This window comes from Ignavibacteriota bacterium (assembly GCA_013285405.1).
GTDB lineage: Bacteria > Bacteroidota > Ignavibacteria > Ignavibacteriales > Ignavibacteriaceae > IGN2.
In genome coordinates this window covers 1268385-1288335 of the sequence record CP053446.1, presented here as the reverse complement: position 1 = coordinate 1288335, position 19951 = coordinate 1268385, and the positions used below count along the sequence as shown (strand labels likewise).

General features: G+C 32.8%; 19 protein-coding genes and 1 tRNA gene. 4 read left to right on the top strand and 16 right to left on the bottom strand.

Going from position 1 to position 19951, the window contains the following annotated elements; genetic code table 11:
• Positions 1–116: 116 nt before the first annotated feature.
• Positions 117–189, top strand: a tRNA-Met gene (locus HND39_05560).
• A 137-nt stretch (positions 190–326) separates the two neighbouring features.
• On the opposite strand, the gene HND39_05555 is transcribed toward HND39_05560, so the two are convergent.
• The 11 genes from HND39_05555 to HND39_05505 form a co-directional block, all read right to left on the bottom strand.
• Entirely contained in the window at positions 327–1058 is a 732-nt protein-coding gene (locus tag HND39_05555; GenBank protein ID QKJ95787.1) for an SDR family oxidoreductase, read from the bottom strand.
• A 46-nt stretch (positions 1059–1104) separates the two neighbouring features.
• Entirely contained in the window at positions 1105–1524 is a 420-nt protein-coding gene (locus tag HND39_05550) for a hypothetical protein (GenBank protein ID QKJ95786.1), read from the bottom strand.
• 19 nt (positions 1525–1543) lie between these two features.
• Complete coding sequence (locus HND39_05545; protein QKJ95785.1) at positions 1544–2467, bottom strand: NAD(P)-dependent alcohol dehydrogenase; 924 nt, start codon at positions 2465–2467, stop codon at positions 1544–1546.
• 55 nt (positions 2468–2522) lie between these two features.
• Positions 2523–3182, bottom strand: coding sequence for a hypothetical protein (locus HND39_05540; GenBank protein QKJ95784.1), 660 nt, complete (start codon positions 3180–3182; stop codon positions 2523–2525).
• A 60-nt stretch (positions 3183–3242) separates the two neighbouring features.
• Positions 3243–3692 (bottom strand): hypothetical protein, encoded by a 450-nt coding sequence (locus tag HND39_05535; GenBank protein ID QKJ95783.1) that lies wholly within the window; start codon positions 3690–3692, stop codon positions 3243–3245.
• Positions 3693–3735: 43 nt separating this feature from the next.
• The gene (locus tag HND39_05530; GenBank protein ID QKJ95782.1) at positions 3736–5208 is read right to left on the bottom strand and encodes a T9SS type A sorting domain-containing protein; all 1473 of its coding nucleotides are present in this window, start codon (positions 5206–5208) and stop codon (positions 3736–3738) included.
• Between the two features lie 219 nt (positions 5209–5427).
• Positions 5428–6126, bottom strand: a complete 699-nt coding sequence (locus tag HND39_05525) for a response regulator transcription factor (GenBank protein QKJ95781.1) — start codon at positions 6124–6126, stop codon at positions 5428–5430.
• Position 6127: 1 nt separating this feature from the next.
• Positions 6128–7852 carry a histidine kinase gene (locus HND39_05520; protein ID QKJ95780.1) on the bottom strand — a complete coding sequence of 575 codons (1725 nt, stop codon included), beginning with the start codon at positions 7850–7852 and terminating at the stop codon, positions 6128–6130.
• A 321-nt stretch (positions 7853–8173) separates the two neighbouring features.
• The gene (locus HND39_05515; protein ID QKJ95779.1) at positions 8174–9412 is read right to left on the bottom strand and encodes a site-specific DNA-methyltransferase; all 1239 of its coding nucleotides are present in this window, start codon (positions 9410–9412) and stop codon (positions 8174–8176) included.
• A gap of 283 nt (positions 9413–9695) precedes the next feature.
• Positions 9696–9866 carry a hypothetical protein gene (locus HND39_05510; GenBank protein ID QKJ95778.1) on the bottom strand — a complete coding sequence of 57 codons (171 nt, stop codon included), beginning with the start codon at positions 9864–9866 and terminating at the stop codon, positions 9696–9698.
• Between the two features lie 180 nt (positions 9867–10046).
• The gene (locus HND39_05505) at positions 10047–10475 is read right to left on the bottom strand and encodes a HEAT repeat domain-containing protein (protein ID QKJ95777.1); all 429 of its coding nucleotides are present in this window, start codon (positions 10473–10475) and stop codon (positions 10047–10049) included.
• Positions 10476–10883: 408 nt separating this feature from the next.
• Between HND39_05505 and HND39_05500 the strand changes: the two genes are divergently transcribed.
• Complete coding sequence (locus HND39_05500) at positions 10884–13709, top strand: insulinase family protein (protein QKJ95776.1); 2826 nt, start codon at positions 10884–10886, stop codon at positions 13707–13709.
• 144 nt (positions 13710–13853) lie between these two features.
• Entirely contained in the window at positions 13854–14063 is a 210-nt protein-coding gene (locus HND39_05495; GenBank protein ID QKJ95775.1) for a helix-turn-helix domain-containing protein, read from the top strand.
• Position 14064: 1 nt separating this feature from the next.
• On the opposite strand, the gene HND39_05490 is transcribed toward HND39_05495, so the two are convergent.
• Both HND39_05490 and HND39_05485 read right to left on the bottom strand, forming a co-directional pair.
• On the bottom strand, positions 14065–14499 hold the full coding sequence (locus tag HND39_05490; protein QKJ95774.1) for a hypothetical protein: 435 nt from the start codon (positions 14497–14499) through the stop codon (positions 14065–14067).
• Complete coding sequence (locus HND39_05485) at positions 14496–14849, bottom strand: hypothetical protein (protein QKJ95773.1); 354 nt, start codon at positions 14847–14849, stop codon at positions 14496–14498. The genes HND39_05490 and HND39_05485 overlap by 4 nt, the downstream gene beginning before the upstream one ends.
• A 116-nt stretch (positions 14850–14965) precedes the next feature.
• On the opposite strand from HND39_05485, the gene HND39_05480 reads away from it, so the two are divergent.
• The gene (locus tag HND39_05480) at positions 14966–16450 is read left to right on the top strand and encodes a DUF2779 domain-containing protein (GenBank protein ID QKJ95772.1); all 1485 of its coding nucleotides are present in this window, start codon (positions 14966–14968) and stop codon (positions 16448–16450) included.
• 224 nt (positions 16451–16674) lie between these two features.
• Here HND39_05480 and HND39_05475 read toward each other — a convergent pair whose 3' ends face one another.
• The 3 genes from HND39_05475 to HND39_05465 form a co-directional block, all read right to left on the bottom strand.
• A complete protein-coding gene (locus HND39_05475; protein ID QKJ95771.1) occupies positions 16675–16926 on the bottom strand; it encodes an RNA-binding protein in 252 nt (83 codons plus the stop codon).
• A gap of 115 nt (positions 16927–17041) precedes the next feature.
• On the bottom strand, positions 17042–18676 hold the full coding sequence (locus tag HND39_05470; GenBank protein ID QKJ95770.1) for a hypothetical protein: 1635 nt from the start codon (positions 18674–18676) through the stop codon (positions 17042–17044).
• 156 nt (positions 18677–18832) lie between these two features.
• Positions 18833–19807, bottom strand: coding sequence for a SpoIIE family protein phosphatase (locus HND39_05465; GenBank protein QKJ95769.1), 975 nt, complete (start codon positions 19805–19807; stop codon positions 18833–18835).
• Between the last annotated feature and the right edge of the window lie 144 nt (positions 19808–19951).

Genomic DNA, 19951 nt, shown 5'->3' with positions numbered 1-19951 from the left:
GAAACCCTCGAGAGAAAAATAAAAAGAAATTACATCGGGGGTTGGAGTCCGGCAAAAGCCGGAGTAGCTCGGAGCCGACAGAAACCCTCGAGAGAAAAATAAAAAAGAAATTACATCGCGGGGTGGAGCAATTGGTAGCTCGTCGGGCTCATAACCCGAAGGTTGTAGGTTCAAGTCCTGCCCCCGCTACTAAAGAAAAATCCTTCTCATTTGAGAAGGATTTTTTATTTACTGTAATTGCAACATTTCCTTTTTTATGTCATAGTTCAACATACTTATGAATTTTCATAATTAAACAGAAAGAATAAATTCTATTCTTCAAAGGATTAATTTTTTTGATTTGGCTTATTATAAATAACCGGCATTTTGAATTTCCATAAATTCCATAACTCATTATGATGTAACAACTCAACTATAAAATGAGCAACATTTATTCTGCTTGTTTTTCCAGCATCAAAAACAGGACTTCTTTTTGGTGATTCCATAATTTCGTATTCACTTACTTTCTCTTCATTTATCAGAGTATCAGGTCGTACGGCTATCCATTCAATTTTAGAATTATATTCATCAATAACATTTGATAAATAAGATGCTGCTCCAACATTATCTTTATGTGGTGGTAGAAAAAATGTTAATAGTGAAAGCACAATTTTATCTTTATAAGAATAACTCTCTTTTAATTTTCTATTCATATTAGCTGTTGTGTTCATTAAGATAAGTTTTACTTTATCCTTTTTACTGCTTTCAATTGCAGTACAAATATTTTTTATAGAATCTCTCACTAACATTCTTGGCTTCCCGATAATTCCTTTTAAAGAAATATTATGTCCAAGACAGCAAACAATGGAATCACAATCATTTATCAATTCAAGGTTTTTATTCAAATCAAATTCAGAAATGTTTCCTATTATAATTTCTAAAAGATCATTACTTTTAAACTCATTTAATAGAACGCTTTTATTGCGTGCAACAGCTTTGACATTAATATTTATATCCAGCAAATGTTTAACAACCAATCGACCTGTTGCCCCGGTAGCACTGATAACTAATACTTTCATAAATATTTTCCTAAACTTTTGAACTTTGTAAGTATGATCTAATTCACTAATTACTATTTTCCTTATATAACAAACTACCGATTAGCCCGGCAATTAAGAGTTCACCGAGACCCCAAACGATTCCAATTACCGTTAGTCCAACAGGCATAAATCCATAAAAAACATTAGCTAAATTAGGTAAGCAATTTCCGGGAAACCATAAAACGATAGCGGCTATTACTGCGGTTCTCTTTCGATGTTTAAAACGAGGAAGCATAGTAGCATACAACCACATCAACGTTACACCAAGTGAAAGTGAAACAAAAAGAAAAAATATCATTGCACTTAAACTAAGCGGAGGTAAATTAAATTTTGCTAATGCTTCGTCCATCTGATTACCAACTACAGGCACCATTGTAACTGCGCTAATACAAATGATTATTCCGGCTATTAAACCGATTTTAAAAATTTTGGTTTCCCTAAACATTATTTACTTTCCGAAATTATTAACTAGTCTCGAACGATTTTTCTACTGTAATTACCACATTTCCTTTTTTATGTCCCTGTTCAACATAGTAATGAGCATCTTTAACTTTATCCAGAGTGTACGATCTATCAATAACAGGTTTAAGTTTTCCTTTTTGAATCAGATCACTCAAAAAAATCATATACTCGGTTTTTTCTTTTGTGGGATATTTTACTGAAAGAAAGTGTCCATTTTTCTTTAATACTTTTTTACAAGAAGATTGAGTTATCTTTCCAACCGCATCGAATATAACATCATAAGTTGTTATACTTTTTCTAAAATCTTCATTGTGATAATCAATTACATAATCAGTTCCAATTGATTTTACCATTTCGATATTATTTGTACTGGAAACTGCCGTTACTTCTGCACCAAAATATTTTGCAAGTTGAATAGCATAAGTTCCTACCGATCCTGAAGCACCATAAATAAGTATTCTGCATCCTGGATTAATATTTACTTTTTGTAATATGTGAAGAGCTGTCATTCCGCCAACAGGGATTACTGCCGCATCTATAAAAGAAATATTATCAGGTTTTTTAACAATGACACACTTCTTCGATTTTTCAGGAACGCACACATATTCAGCATTTGCACCAAACTGCAATCCTGTTGTAGTCCCGTAAACCTGGTCACCTTTAGTGAAAAGTTTTACATCTGAACCAATTGCTTCAACAATACCAGCAAATTCAACTCCTGTTACTTTCATAGGTTTAAATCCAAATAAAAATCCTAACGGAATAAGAATGAATCGGGATATTTTTCTAAGATTAACATCACCTCTTGTTACTGATGAAGCGATTACTTTTATAAGAACTTCATTTTGTTTTGGTATTGGTCGTTCTAACTCTGCAAGTTTTAGAACTTCTGGTGAACCAGATTTTTTACAGACTATTGCTTTCATTGCTTCCTTTATATTCAAATCATTTCAGTTATAACAGAATTAAAAAATATTAATGCTATTGCTTATTTAGGATTAAGCTAAAACCATAAGGAATTAATGCAATTGCCATTAAAGTAGATGCTGTTAAATTAATTATTTCAACACCATCAGGAGTTCCTATGAAAAGCATTGCAATTAAAAATAATATACATTGCCAAATTGCCATGCTTCTGGATTTAAGTAAACCAACTGCTTGAATAATAAAACCTATAGGTAGCAGCATTAATCCATTTATCAAAATCAGCCATCCTTTTTTTTCAAACATTGCAAGCAAACCAAGATTCATATTAATAAATTCGTTTTCAGGTAAAGTATCTATAGCACTTATTGTTAAGCACAGAGCACCTTTATCAACTGCTAAAATTAACGCTCCGAGAATTGCTATCACACCACCAATGAATCCCCACCATTCATTAGTGGTATTTTTTAGTTTATTCATAAAGTGTATTGCAACAACGACAAGTAAACCTGTGCAAAGGGTTACTAATGCGTGACCAAAATGGAGAAGATAATTATTATGCACTCGTTTGATGAGTTCTGTTGGTTCCAAGAATTTAGGATTGAAAAGATTAGGATGTCCAGCGAATGCAAAAACAAAAATCAGTGGAAATATTATTAAAGATATTCCCGTACCAATTCTTTTTACGTAATCAATACTATTATGTTTATTGTTCATAGTAACTCACTTAATTCATTTATTCATAAAATATTTTTTTACTTATTTAATAAAATTTACTTATACGTTATTTGAACGAAGTTTTTCTTTAAAAGCGAACAAAGTTCCACTTAACGCTGAGAGTAAAATCATTGGCGCTAAAACTTTTATTGCATAAGGAGTTCCGAAGAAAAAGTACACAAGGAATATTAGTTCAGTTATTAAGCTCACAATCAAATAATAAATTGCTAATCCAAGAGTGTAAAGGGAAATTTTAATATAGTTAGTTTTAAATAATAGCTTTGGAGTTAAACAATATAGCGACCAATAAAATGCTGGGATTGAACCTAATAATGATACAACAATTACATCGATATTAGTCTTAACAACTCCTAAAAAGCTTTCTGATTCAGGAACTGCCAATCCAGGCAAGGTTGTTGTATCTTGCGCTGCCCATTTGAAGTAAAGTACAATCAAAGGTATTGCTATCCAAAACAAAATATGCAATCCTGTTTTATTAATTGTTTTCATATAATCTTTTTCCTTAATAGTTATTGTCTTTTAGTTTTTAACTTTATTTAATCACGATCATCTTTTTCTGATCACAAAAAGTATTTGTCTTCAACTCATAAAAGTAAATTCCGCTTGAAATATTTCTTGCATCAAATTCGATTTCATAATTTCCTGCTGGCTTAAACTCATCAACTAAAGACGCAACTTCTTTACCTAGTACATCATAAACTTTAAGCGTTTGCCAACTACTGACTGAAGACTGCCAGCTTATTTTTGTGCTTGGATTAAACGGATTAGGATAATTCTGATATAGTTGAAAATCATTTATTCTTTGTTTGTCGTCATTAATATCAGTTACAGGATTTTCGATATTAAGACTGAATGTACAAAAAGCTTTGGCATTAGCTGTATCTGCTGCAGTTACTTTTATAGAATAGTTGCCCGAACTTGTTGGAGTTCCAAAAAAAGTTTTAGTGATTGAATCAAAACTTAACCATGATGGAAGAGGATTGCCATTACTCAACGTAGCGGAATAGGTTAATGTATTATTTCCATCATCATCAATAAATGTTGAATCCGGAAACGTATAATTAAAATTATAACCAACAGAATCCGTTTGATTTGGAATTTGATAGTTTAGGTATGGAGAGTAGTTTGTCTGTCTCAGGCTATCAATAATATTATCAATCTTAATCCAGTAAGTATAATATGACGGCCAGCTTAATCCTCCTGAAGTAAAGAACAAATACTTGCCGTCATTAGAAATAAATTGACCGTATTCCCAATTAAAGCCTGGGGTATTAATTGGTTCCTCTAATTTTTTAGGATTTGTCCATTTACCATTCTCATTCTTAAAACTTAAATACATATCTGCTGTTCCGCCGTTTGGTGTTCTGGAGACTATTAAATATGATTCGTCAGCGGCAATTAAAAAATCATTTTCCTGTAAAGAACTATTTAATGGTCTGCCTAAATTTTGAAAAACTGTATCTCCGTTTTCCATTATTAATTTGCATATCTCGCCGTCTGAAGTTGAGCCTTCATAATAGCTTGATACATAAAAATTATCCATCTCAGATTTCTGCAGATAGTGTGTCTTGAGATTTTGTGATATCAAACGAACAGGAACGCTCCAGCCAGTGCTTAATCTTTTTGAGTAGTACGCGTGAAAAGTGTTATCCTGAAGGTATATAATACTATCATCAGGTGATAACTTTGGAGCCATAAAACCTTCAAATAAATTTTCAGGACCCTGCCACCTGTTATCCTGGTATTTAAAATATTTTATTCTGTAACTGGAAGCCGGGTACGTATTAAGTTCACCATAATATATTTCCTTGCCGTCTGATGTAATCGCAATTCTTTCACACGCCCGATGACCGGCTGTCACAGGCAAATTAAAGACTATTGGAATATTTCCCGGAGGTATTTGTCCTAAATACAAACTATCTTCTGGAATAGGTTGAGCAAACAATTTAAATGATGAAATAACCATCATTAAAATGACAAGTAAATGTTGCAATAATTTTTTCATAATAATTCTCCTAATAGTTAAACAATGTTTTGATTCTGTATTAATGTTTCAATCAATAATAACTTTGATTAAACCCTTGAGAAAAATAATTGCGAATAGAAAATTTGGGTATAAATTTCTTGTTAAGTGCACCAGTACCTTGTGAAATGCACTTATTGCTGTTATGTGGAGAAAATTTTGGAAAGTAAAAATCTTAATTATTGCCGAATGGAAACTAATTCAAACACCAATGTTCCTCAACAAATTAATTTTTTGACGACTGATTGGCAATCTTTCTCCGCTCTTTAATATTGCCCAATATTTCCCGCCGCCAAGAGATTGAATCGATTCAACATTATTTCGATCAACAATGAAAGATTTGTGAATACGATAATAATTTGCGGGTAATAATGGAATAAGTCGCTTTATGGATTTATCATAGATAACAACTTGATTGTTAAGTAAGTGGAGTTCAACATAAATGTTTGCAGATTTAAAATATTTTATATCATCAAGTGGAATAACTTTTATTTCAAATCCTTTTTTAACAGTAAGATATTTTATCGAATGACCATCTAATGCGTGGCTTGATTTTAATCTTTGGAAAGCTGCTTTTAATCTTTCTATGTTATAAGGTTTTGGTATGAAATCTAAAACTCCGTATTCAAATGCTTCAATCGCTCTGTTAATATTTGCAGAAATAACTATTGTATGGAATGATTGGCTTACAACTTGTTTAAGCAACTGAAATCCATCTTTAGAATTAAGATTTAAATCTAAAAGTAAAACATCCACAGGCTTTTCTTTTAAATAGAACATAGCACTATCCAGCGAAGTTTCTATGTGAATGGAAGTAATTTCATTGTTCAGAATCTGTCCGACGAGAAATTTTATATCTTCAGCAGTTGGTCTTTCATCTTCAACAATTAAAATTCTCATATCAATTTCTAATCTCTATTATTGATTCCCAGCCTTCATCAGATTTATTTGAATAGAAATTCCATTTACCGGGATAACTTTCTTCCAATCTGCTTTTAATATACTTTACCCCAAAACCAGTTGAGCCTTTGATGTCTTCTAAATTAAAGCTGCCATCATTCGAAAGTATATATTTTATTGATTCTGAATTTTTTATTGTCTGTAACTTAAAAGTTCCGGCAGTTTTATTATCATATCCATGAGTTAACCCGTTTTCAACAAGTGTATGAAAAACCATTGGTGGTATAATGTCTTTTTCATCAACATCAATTGTTTCTAATTTATAGTCAGCTCCTTTTCTGTAACTCATAATTTTAAGATGAGCATTGCACAAATCAATTTCTTGTGTGATAGGAATAAGTTTTAACGCGGATACTTGATTTATCATTCTAAACTCTTCAGCAAGTGCTTCAATTAATTTTATGGCTGATGCAGAATCTTTTCTTAACCAAGCAATTATTGAAGTTAAAGTATTTAATACAAAATGTGGATTGATATTCTTCTTTAACAATTCATTTTCCAACCGTGCTGATTTAAGTTGTGCTTCTTTTTCAGTTTTTTCCTTTCTTGCAAACTGTCTTGCTATAGAAAAAGTTGTACAAACAACCATAGTTGTTGCCAATCCAGCGAATGCAAAATTGAAAAAGTAAGCTGTCCAGGCTGCTATAATGCCTATAAGAATAATTAAACTTTCGTCACGCCGTTTAAATAAAGCCCATATTGTTATTATACTGCTAATAATTAGTACCGTTAGTGACATTATGTTAAAGAGGTTTTCGATGTTAGTAAAAAAGAAAAAGATGAGAAGAGTTATCGTAACAACTACTGCAATAGTTTTTTTAGGAAGGAAAAATAAGTAAATAAAAAAAGTAGGAAAAAGAACAGTAAAAAAAAGTGTGATCAACTGATAACTATAATATTGCAAGTACACAAAAGTGGTTTTTGTTTCAATTAAAGTTGGAATCAGCATTGTTATCGAATCTAAGATTACTATAAAGCAAATCAACCCAAACAGTAAGTGCTCTGTTTTTCTTTTCCTTGCAAAGTATAAAAATGAATTGAACAGAAAAGGAATAAATAAAATACCTGTTATAAAAAATGCCTGATAATATAACCGGGCTATGCGATGTAACAAGTAATCATACTTACCAATAACCATATAACCATAGAACCATTTCCACGATGAGTAATCCCTATGGTTTGATATTCGAAAGATAAGAGTATGTTTTCCTCTCGTTAAAAGATTATTAGGTAATGCAAGATTAAAGTTATAATCGCCGGCAATTTCATCATTTATATTTATTCCAATTTTTCCATTTTCGGATAGCTTGATTCCATCCCAGAAAATTTCGTAGGCAGTAATAAAGTTTAATGGGAACAAACCAATTACAGTGTTGCCATCCAGAGAATCAGCAATGTTTATTGTAGTCTTTAAAACCCAATTACCTTTAGAGAACAAATCATCATTTATATATGAATCAAATGATTGCCATAATGAATCCGGAAATAATGGAAGCGGTTTAGTTGGTTCTTTGTCTTTAACAATTTGCCAAAAATCTAAATGTATTGCGTTATTAGAAGAAGTTAAAATATTCTCATTTGGTTCGGAGGCTTGTAATTCAATATTAACTATTATAATAATAGCTAGTATGAATTTATAGACTGAATGAAGGTCTGTTTTTTTCACAATACTTTATTAAAAAGTCAAAAAGTATTTTAATTGTGGTTTTAAATTAACGAAAACTTTTGTATGGAAATAAAATGGCTTGTTGATAAACAGCAATGAATTTTCAGTGTTCTGAATTCTGTCACAACACAAATGAAATAAGACTATCTCAGATCTGTTATCCCGTTTCAATAAGATTGTGAGGGGAATCTCATAGTTTGATTTTAATGTAAAATAAGATTCTATTATAATGATTCATTTTGCCGAAAGTATTTATTCAGAAGGAGAAACAAATTAAGGTTGATAAAACGAGACTTTTGAGACGGCTTTTTTTATTTTAACTCAATCTTTCCTGAACAGCACAATCCTATTAGTGTTTGTTCCCACAGTATTATTATTCACACCCCAGATATTTGCAGTCTTTGTAAATTTCTGTTGATTAATGATAATTCCAGAACAATCAAATCCAGTTTTAATTCCGATTGGAACAATGTGTTCATCGAGTTTTATTTTACCTTTTCTGATCTCACCAACTTCAAAAGCAACGTGACCACCACGTTTTGTAATTCGATAAAGCTCCTTGAAAACTTCGAGCATTACTTTTTCCCACTCGTCTATTTTTTTTGAGATTGTAATTCTCCTGGAAATCTTTTTAGCATTAATATTATTGAACCAACAGCGCAGCCAGTTATCTTCTACATAATTTACAATGTCCAGAAATGGAGGCGAGGTAACTGTTAAATTAATCGAGTTCTTTTTAATAGCGGAAGTGGATCTTGCGTCTTCATTCAGAAACATTGCTTTGTTGCTGATTCTGTTTAGTTGGTTTATAAGATTTTTATTTAGGCGAACTGTTAAATCCCGGGACTTTTTCAGAATAATAAATTTTATGTCTTTGTATTCCGGCTTCTGTCCTATTTGTTTATTTATTTTTTTCTGTCTTTCAGATGTTACTGCCTGATTTGGAGGAAGCGTATAGACGGAAAAAAAATTTTTTGAGTGTCCGGTCAGCCGGCTAGTTGCAACCATACGAATCCATTCATCAATAAAATCCTCGCTGCTGTTTTTCTTTTTACTTATCAGATAATTTCTTAATGACATTATTTCAGATTCAGTATTTGGGTGATAAAACATCGAAAGGTCCATATCTGCTTTTAATCCGCGTTTGAATTTTATTTTTTTCAGGCGGTTTTCAACTTCAACAAGTGATGGAATCAATAATCGTGGTTTTGAAAGTATTGTGCTAAGTGGATTTATATCATTAGCAATTACATTCCTGTTTAATAGTGCTGCTTCGATTATTGTTGTTCCTCTTCCCGCAAAAGGATCGTAAATAACATCATTTTCTTTTGTTAATAATGAAATAAAAAAATTTGGCAATTCAGCTTTAAAACAAGCACGATATGAAATTTCATGAAGAGAATTATTTTGTCTCTGCTTAGAGGTCCAGAACTCATTAGAAAATCTTGATACACAATTACCATTAATTTCAACACAATCAACATTTGTTTTTTTTAAACCAGATGGCGAAGTGTCAAACTTAAAATCAGTTAAATACTTATTTAAATCGGATTTATTCATAAAGTAAAAATTAGTACTAAAAATATTTTAAACATAGTTCAGCAGAGAAAATGTTTTAAAATATGAATGGTTATTAAAAATACAGAATTGAGCAAAACCAAAAATATATTGCGTTTTTAAGCGATAAACATAACTTTTTGAATAAATATTGGTCTAAATCTTAATGACAAATATTCACGAAGCTATGGAAAAGTTGTTCGAAGGGTGAATGATACTTTAACTTGGTGAAAGGAGTCCTCAATTAAAAAAAAATTGTTAAGAGTTAATTCAGAAAAAAAAGTTTTTAGCTTTTTACAATTTCAATGATTGGTCTTCGTTCCCAGGCAAGCTCTTTTCTTAAATCTGATATGTCCGATTTAGGTGTGTGAATCTCGATCGGAATATTAATATTAAAATCGAAACTTAATTGATTAGGTTCTGTCGGGGTTTGGTTTCTTTTTCTTTTCTTCTTCATCAAACAAAAAATCGAGGAGTAATTTTTTTAGTTTGCAGTATTAGTAATTAATATTTCCATTACAAAAGTGGATATAAAAATTCACTTAATCAAATCAAACAGAAAATATTTTTATTTAAAATAAAAAAGCCAGGATAATTATCCCGGCCTGTGGAGAAGAGATGAAGAATAAATTTTATTTTAGCGCTGTTTTGCAGCAACCATACTTATATCTTCATCTGTAATTTTGTTTTTGAAGAAGTCGTAATAAAATCTTGCACAATGTTTGTTAACTCTTTCGCTGGCATCAAACCTGATAGCTTGTTTCACGGCATTTATTGCCATCGGTGTTCCTATTTTATACAATGCAAGAGCAGCAGCAATTCTAAGTTCTTCATCTATACTATCATGCAGCATTTTCATTAATGGGATTACAGCTCGCGATATTTTTAATTCACCGATCATATAAGCACTGCTGCTTTTTAGACCAATGTTATCAGAATTCAATCCGATTAGCAAACTCTCAACTGTATTATGCTTTACAATTAGATTTGTTTTTGGTCCGGCTGAAGGAAAGATTATTGCTGTAACAAACAATATTAAAAACAGTATTGTAAATGTAAATTTCATTGGCTGCTCCTTTGTTGAATTTTTTCTTAAAGGAAATATAAATTCAATATTGAGTTGATGCTGGTATTTTCTTTGGAACGGTTGACAAATATTATAAACGGCACAAAATGGTAATTCATCTGCTCTGAATTTCAAGTGTTTGTAGAGGCTTATACATAAATGATGTTCCCGACAACTTTTCGTAATACCGGAAAGAAAGAAAAACTTCACCCAAATAGTGGCGGTTAACTTTTATTTGAATTTAATCTGCTAAACGGTCTCAACAGGCGTATCATCTGTGCATTTGATTTCCCAAACATTGGATTTTATTTCATCCGCTCATCAATATTGACTTGGATTTCATCGGATTTATCAGGTGTTTTAAAGTACAATTATAAAATATTTTTGAAGATTTGTAAGGAAAAGCAAATGAAAATTGAATTTATTCTTTCTTTGACATTTTTAATGTCTGTTTTATTTTTTAGCTGTGGGTCACTTTCACCAGATTTCAAAATAGAAAATGAGAAGTACACATTGGAAAATGGTTTGCAGGTTATACTTCACAATGATAAATCGGATCCAATTGTAGCAGTAGCCGTTCTTTATCATGTTGGTTCAAACAGGGAAGTGAAAAGTCGGACTGGATTTGCTCATCTTTTTGAACATATTATGTTTCAGGAATCCCAGCACATTCCACAGGATCAGTTTTTCAAGAAAATTCAAAATGCCGGCGGGACATTAAACGGCGGAACCTGGAATGACGGAACAATTTATTTTCAGGTTGTGCCAAATAACTCACTCGAAATGGTGCTTTGGATGGAATCTGACCGGATGGGATTTTTGTTAAGTACGGTTACACAGGAAGCATTCATGAATCAACAATCTGTTGTTCAAAATGAAAAACGACAGAGAGTTGATAACGAACCATATGGTCATACAAGTTATGTAATTAATAAATTATTGTATCCTGAAAATCATCCATATAACTGGCAGACAATAGGTGAGATGGAAGATCTGAAAAATGCAACATTGGCTGACGTTCATGATTTTTTTAAGAAATGGTACGGACCAAACAATGCTACTCTGGTAATTGCGGGAGACTTCGATAACGAAGAAACAAAAGTTCTGGTTCAGAAATATTTTGGCGAAATCAAGAAAAGGGACGAAGTCAAACCACTTGATCCGATGCCAGTTCAGATTGATAAAACTAAAAAAGCGTATCATGAAGATAACTTTGCAAAATCACCCGAATTGAATATTGTTTTTCCAACTCCACAGCAATACACAAAGGATGATTATGCACTAAAATTTTTTAGTGAATTATTTGCACAGAGCAAAAAATCTCCGCTGTATAAAGTTGTTGTTGAAGAGAAGAAACTCGCACCATCTGTTAGTGCATATCAGAATTCTCAGGAACTTGCAGGTGAGTTTACAATTACAATCAGAGCATTTCCCGACAAAAGTCTCGACGATGTTGAAAAGGCTGTAAAAGAAGCATTTGATAAATTTGATAAAGAAAGTTTTTCTGAAAAAGATCTTCAACGCGTAAAAGCAAAAATAGAGACACAATTTTATAACCAGATATCAAGTGTACTTGGGAAATCCTTTCAACTTGCAAGCTACAATGTATTTACCGGTACACCAGATTTCATTAATACAGATCTGCAGAATCTGCTTACTGTAACAAAAGACGATATCATAAAAGCTTATGAAATGTACATCAAGGGGAAGCCTTATATCGCAACCAGCTTCGTTCCAAAAGGAAGTTTAAATCTGATAGCATCGAACTCAGAAAAATATCCTATAGTTGAAGAAAAACTTGAAGAACAAAACATAACAAGTTCTTCAGTTGCAGGATCGGAAGAAATGAAAATTGAAAAAATTGAATCTTCTTTTGACAGAAGTGTTGAACCTCCGGCAGGTCCGGATCCGTTATTAAAACTTCCTGAAATTTGGGAAGATGAACTGTCGAACGGAGTAAAAATTTATGGAATTGAGCAGAATGAACTGCCATTAATCAATTTTTCTTTAACAATAAAAGGTGGTTTGCTGCTTGATGATATAAACAAAGTTGGAGTTTCAAATCTGATGTCAGATATAATGATGGAAGGAACCAGGAATAAAACTCCGATCGAACTTGAGGAAGCAATTGATGATCTTGGGGCGAGCATAAATATGTACACCAGTAAAGAATCTATAGTTATAGATGTTAATTGTCTTTCCTCAAAATATTATGATGTGTGGTCGCTTATGGAGGAAATTCTATTTGAACCAAGGTGGGATGAGAATGAATTCGAACGGATAAAGAGAGAAACAATTGAAAAGATAAACCGCAGCAAAGCTGATCCATCGGCAGTAGCTTCAAAAGTATTCGACAAATTAATTTATGGAGATCAGAATATATTTTCAAAAAGTGTATCAGGCACCGAAGGATCAGTTAATTCAATTTCAATTGATGACTTAAAATCATTTTACAATAACTATTTTGTACCAAATCTTACAACAATTACCATCGTTGGTGATGTAAGTGATGATAAAGCTGTTTCCACATTTCAATCACTTGAACTCAAGTGGAAAAAGAAAGAAGTGGAGTTGAATGAGTATCCGCTGCCGCAGCAATCGGAAAGTTCGAAGATTTATTTCGTTGATTTTCCTGATGCTAAACAATCTGTTATCAGGATTGGAAATCTGAGCATGAAGTATAATGATCCTGATTATTATCCGGCAACTGTTATGAATTATAAACTTGGCGGAAGTTTTACTGGCAATGTAAATCTGATTTTAAGAGAAGAGAAAGGATATACATACGGAGCCAGAACATCGTTTAACGGTTCGCTTTATCCGGGTTATTTTGTTGCGAGTTCAAGTGTTGTATCAACTTCTACGCTTGAGTCAGTTCAGATTTTTATTGATGAAATGAATAAATATCGTGAAGGTATTCCGGAATCAGATTTAGAGTTTACCAAAAATTCACTTATACGTTCTAACGCAAGATCGTTTGAGACACTTGGCGCACTTAGAGGTATGTTGAATAATATTGCAACTTACAACCTTGAGTTCGATTATATTAAAGAAAGAGAAGATTTTGTCCGAAACTTTACTCAAGACGAGCTGAAAGTTCTTGCTAAAAAATACATTCAACCCGCAAGTATGATTTATCTTATCATCGGCGATGCAAAAACTCAGTTTGACGCACTTAAAACTCTGGGATTTGGCAGCCCTGTTTTGTTAGACAGGGAAGGAAACAAACTGTAAAGTAAGTCTCAATATTCTCAAATAAGGCTGTTCCTGCGTGTGAACAGCCTTTTTATTTATTAGCTGATTGAATCTGATAGTTTTGCTTCTTAATTTAATTTCAGATTCTTTAAAAGCTTTGTAGAAAACAAAAAAAGTATTGCTATGAAAGAATTTTTCAGCGTTCAGGAAGTTTCAAAACTGTTAGATATAAGTCACTCGGCAGTGCTGTATCATATTCATTCGGGAAAACTTAAAGCTCAACAGGTTGGTAAAATCTATATAATCTCTAAAGAAGATTTCGGAGATTTTCTTAAACGTCACCGTGAACCAAAGAAAAAACAAAAAGTCGTTCAGACAAAACTGGATTTGTAGTTCATTCTTCAGAGAATTCAAGCACTGCTTTTTTATAATCATTCAAATCAGCCTCACTCAATCCGGCAATTTTCTTAATCGTATAACAATAAACAAAAATTATCGGGATGATCATATTTTCTTCTTCATTATAAAATTTATCCATCTCAGAAATAATATTACTCATCAACATTTTATCAGATTCATCTGTCTGGTAGATTTTGTCGATTTCATTTTTGCAGCCTAGATGTGAAATTTCCGGATACTTTTCTTGCGTGAGACGATACCGTTGAAGAATAGAACTCAAATATGTTTCTTTGGAAGTGCTGTAATTCAAAACCGGATCTTCCAATCGCACCCAGGCATACCCATTTTCCAGATTTCGCGTCAATCGTTCCGACTGAGAAAAAATATTTATTGCTGCAATTAGTATAAGAGAAAAAATTATTTTCATCATTCGAGAGGCGTTAGTAAAAGTTCAAAATGCTTTAATAAGTGTTGAACATCGCTTTGAATCCATTCCTCATCCTTTTGCGTTGGTTCGATATCAACAACCCGGAGTATTTCATACCTTACCTGCAAAGTAACTCTGTTTCCTTTAATGAAAACTTTACTGCTTCGGTTTACTGTTGTTTTCTGAACTGTTCCAAGCACACTTGTGTTGAATCCTTTGTTTTCGAAGATGGGACTGTTATTTATTACATCATTAATCATCTCGGCATCAATAGCATAATCAGGTTCATAAATTGCAGTACAGTAAGTTACCATTTCCTTCAGGCTTCCGCTTATTTCTATTTTCTTTTTCATTGCACTCCAATAAAAATTATTATACCAAATTTATTATATATCTCTAAACTTAATTTAATATAAAGGATTATTTCTATTGATACTGTATATTTTAAATGAATATTCAAAGAAATTCTATGTCATCACATCTACTCAGTAAATCATCTTACATTAAAGGACTTCAATGTGAAAAGCAGCTTTATCTTTATAAATATCACTATAGTGAAATGGATGAAGTCTCTGAAATGCAGAAAACGATTTTTAAGAGAGGAACAAATGTTGGAAAGCTCGCACAACAACTTTTTCCGGGAGGAGAGATTGGTGCAACAGGTGATCCACCAAATTATGACAAAGCTTTGATAAAAACTGAAGGGCTTATTAAAAATAAAGCTGATGTGATATATGAAGCTGCGTTTAAGTTTAATCAGGTTCTTGCGATAGCAGATATCGCAGTCAGAGAGAAAAATTCCTGGAGAATTTATGAAGTAAAAAGTTCAACTTCTATTTCAGATACTTATCTGAATGATGCAGCCCTGCAATACTATGTTATTTCGAATTGTGGAATCAATGTGAAAGATTTTTCAATAATTTATATTAATAACCAGTATGTCAGAAATGGAAAATTGGATTTAGAAAAATTGTTTGTAGCGGAATCAGTCCTGGATTCAATACTGCCATTGCAAAAATCAGTTAAAGATAATGTAGAAAGATTTAAGAAAATGCTGTTGAAAAAACAGATTCCGATGATTGATATTGGTGAACATTGTCACAATCCATATACCTGTGCTTTTTTTGATTACTGCAGAAAACATATTCCCGAAGATTCGATATTTGATTTTTCAGGGATGCATCTTTCAAAAAAGTATGAACTTTATAGTGAAGGGATAATTAAGTTAAGTGATGTTCCTGATGACTATCCATTAAATAAAAACAACAGACTTCAGCTTGATACCTTCAAGGCAAACAAAACAATAATTGATATAAATTCCATCAAAGATTTTATTTCTGATTTAAACTATCCGCTTTACTTTATGGACTTCGAAACATTTCAGCCTGCTGTACCTCTGTTTGATAATTCAAGACCATACCAGCAAATACCTTTTCAATATTCTGTTTTCTTAAAGAAAGATAAAAAAAGTGAATCAGAACATTTTGAATTTCTTGCTGAACCTGGAATCGAGCCAAGAAAAAGATTCATTGAAAATCTTATGAAAGCCATCAAAGGAAATGGTGATGTGCTTGCTTATAATAAAACTTTTGAAGTTACAAGACTAAATGAATTAGCAAAGGATTTTCCGGAATATTCAGGTGAAATTGAAAAACTTATTTTCAGAATAAAAGATTTAATGACTCCATTTCAAAAAAAATATTATTACGCACCGGAAATGAAAGGTTCATATTCAATTAAAGTCGTACTGCCCGCACTAGTGCCTGATTTAAGTTATGATGATCTTGAAATTAATGAAGGTGGATTAGCATCGATTGCTTATGAAAGTTTACAGTCAGAAACAGATTTAATGGTAATTGCAGAAATAAAGCAGCAACTACTTGAATATTGTAAACTCGATACTCACGGCATGGTTAGAATATTAGAAGAATTAGAAAAAATTGCCAAAAGATAATATCAAATTATTAATCAATTATTATTAGAGACTTCTGAATTATTATCGATGTGTTACTCTTTTCAATTTAAAAACAAGATATTTCACTCCTGCCTTGCCGGCAGGCAGGTCGTTCAATATGACAAATTAAAATTTTTCAGAAGTCGCTAATACTAAAATAAGTTTAAAAAATAAAAAGGCGTTCGGTTGAACGCCTTTCAGAATTTATTTAAGAAATAGAACTTTTAGTTACGAGATTTAGCTTCATTAACTACAATATTTCTTCCGCCCAATTCCGAATCGTGCAAAGCTTTGATAGCTTTGTTAGCTTCGTCGGCACTTCCCATTTCAACAAATCCGAATCCTCTTGATCTGCCGGTAGTTTTATCCATAACTACTTTTGCAGAAACAACGTTTCCGTGTGCTTCAAATGCTGACTTTAACTTGTCGTCATTAACTGACCATGGGAGAGAACCCACAAATAACTTAGTACTCACTAGAACTCCAAAAAAATGTTTAATAAAAAACTGGTCTATTACCAGAGGGGTCAAAACTAAATAAAATAGTTGCTTCTACCTAATTATTAATTGATTCTGCGCATTAATTTTAGAATTACATTATCCTGGAAGAGGTCAATTTAATATCAGAATATTGCCAGGCATCCTCAAATTTCTGTTGAATTTCAGCAGCTTCCGTGTCTTTTCCTTGTTTTAACAAAGTTTGTTGTAATCCGAACAAACCCCAGCCATTATCAGGAATTTCCGCAAGATTTTCCCGGTAAATTTTTTCAGCTTCTTCATATTTTCCTGCTTCAATTAAGACGGCACCCAAATTTTGTCTGCAAGGATAGAACCATGTTGGCGGCTCGTCATATACTAAACTATGTTCAAACTCAACAGCCTTTTTGAGATGTGAAATTGCCAAACTATAATTTTTCTTCTTTGCTTCTAATTCACCCTTTGCAGTTTCAGTTGCAATATCTACAAGTAATCCCGCGGAGTTAAATCCCCAGATAAGAAGACTATCAATAGTCACATTGTCCCTGAAACTTTCCAGCTCAACAATTTCATTTTGTGCTTCTACTAAATTATTCGTCGCAATGAATGCCATTGATCTTGCATAATGCCAGACAGCCACAATGTATGGTCTATCATCTTTAGGTTTCTCGTAATTTAAAACATCTTCCCATTTACCAAATGTTACAAAAGCATAAAGAGGAATAGCTGCAAAGTGTTGAAGAGTTTGATATCCGCAAACACTCATTAATGAATCAGGTGGTTTCTGAGAAGTTTTTAATGCAGCATCAATTGCAGTTTTACTGTCACCTTCAAGTGTTGCAGTCGCCCACAAAAAATGATAGTTGTGTGGATAATAAGAAAGAGGATAAAAGCCTTGTTGATTGCATTGATTAATATATTCCTCATCAGATTTTACTGCACGAATGTTTGCAAGCGATCCTTCATGATATTTTCCGGTTCTTATATAAATATGAGCTGGCATATGAACTAAATGACCAGCACCGGGGGCAAGAAATTTTAATTTGTCTGCACTTTCCAATCCAAGTTGAGGATTTTTTGATGCTTCAACTGCATGAATATAAAGATGATTCGCTCCGTGATGATCGGGATTTCTTTCAATAACATTTTCGAGAACTGAAAGTAACTCAGGTGTCCATGGTTGTGCAGTTCCATCTTTGAGCCAATAATCCCATGGATTTAAATCCATTATTGATTCAGCAAACATTGTTGCTGCATCTGGATCATCCGGATATTTAGCCGAAAGATTTCTCATTGCATCTGAATATGCCTGGTCAAGTGGTGTTCTGTCTTCAAGTGCTTCTGCTGAATATCTTTCAGAGAGAGCCATCACATAATCCTTTTCTCTTTGAGTTTCATTATCCAGTAATGAAATTGATTTTTGAATTGCTTCGTAAGCAGTATGGACAACACCTGCATCCATTGGAAGATTTATATTCGGACCAAGAACATAAGCCATTCCCCAATATGCCATCGCACAGTTTGAATCAAGTCTTGCCACTTCCTCAAAAGAACGAAAAGCTTCTTCGTGATTGAATCCATAGGCTAAGATAACTCCCTGATTAAAATATTTTTGTGCGAGTTCGGAACTAGTAGTGATTGGGAAATGAAGTGTTCCAAGATTATCAAACAATGGGGCTTGTTTTATTTCTTCCTTATTGCAACCCAGAAAAAATAAAAATGCCAAACTAATAATTATGCAAGACCGCATAACTAACCTCCTAATAATTGTGATTTATTTTACGTGAGTTTTATCCGGGGAGCAATTTCTTGAAGCTCAAGGGCAAAATTATTTTATTAAATGTTAAATCACAACTTTTTTAACTAAAACTTTTTGGTTGATAGGCGTAATTGTGTTAAGAGTCAATTAACTTTTCATCATTACAGTAACGGTAACATCATCAAATGCTGTGGAATTCTTCAAAAATTCTTTTTGGCTGCTGATGATTGAATCAAGAGTATTTTTTGCTGAACTACAACTTGATTTAATTAAATGTTCCTTCAATCTGTTTTCTCCATATTCAATTTCATCAACCGATGCTTCTGTTAATCCATCAGAATAAAGAATAAGTGAACTGCCTTTATCCATTTTCAGGTTGACGGATTCATATTCTGCCTGACTAAATAATCCCACCGGAATACCAGTTGCTTTTATAGTACTGACTTTACCATTTTTAAGTATTATCGGGGGATTATGTCCGGCAACACAAAGTTGTATATCGCCAACATTGTTAGCCTTTCCAAAAACCATCGTTGCATAATGTGTTGATAAAGTGCTCTCGCAAAATAACCGATTTACACGGGTAACAATTTCGTTAACCGGTAAATTGAGCGAAAGTAAACTTCTGATCAAAGCGTGAAGATGTGACATCATCAAAGATGCGGAAATTCCTTTACCGGAAGCATCGCCTAAAACAAAAAGCACTGATTGATCGTCGAGTTTTATGAAATCGCAAAAGTCTCCGCTTACAGTTCCAGCCGGATTGTAATGATAACAGAAGTCCCATCCGTTTACGTTCAGATTATTTTGAGGAAGAAGATTACGTTGAATTTTTATAGCAAGCTCAAGGTCCTGTTCAAGAGCTTTGCGCTGATATTGATTCAGATGATCAAGACAAACAGTTAACAACGGGTCCATTAATAATCTTTCCGACTCGATAGGATCATGACATACATCGCAGATTCCATACGATCCGTTATCAATCCTTTCAAGTGCAGAATCAACTTCCTGAAGGAGACTGAATAATTTCGCTGGGTCGGGCACATACTTTACTGATTGATGAAGCCTGTCTCTTCTGTCAGTGAGATGATTTTTTATTGATGAAATATTTAAGTCAGTCATTTTTTTACCTCCGGGATTTTAATACCAGAGAAAATATAGAGTAATTATTTTCACAAGACAATAAATGAAGCGTCCCTCTTGATTTAAATCACCACAAAAGAATAGTTGTCTTCTGATTTAAATATCAATGAAATCAGATTAATT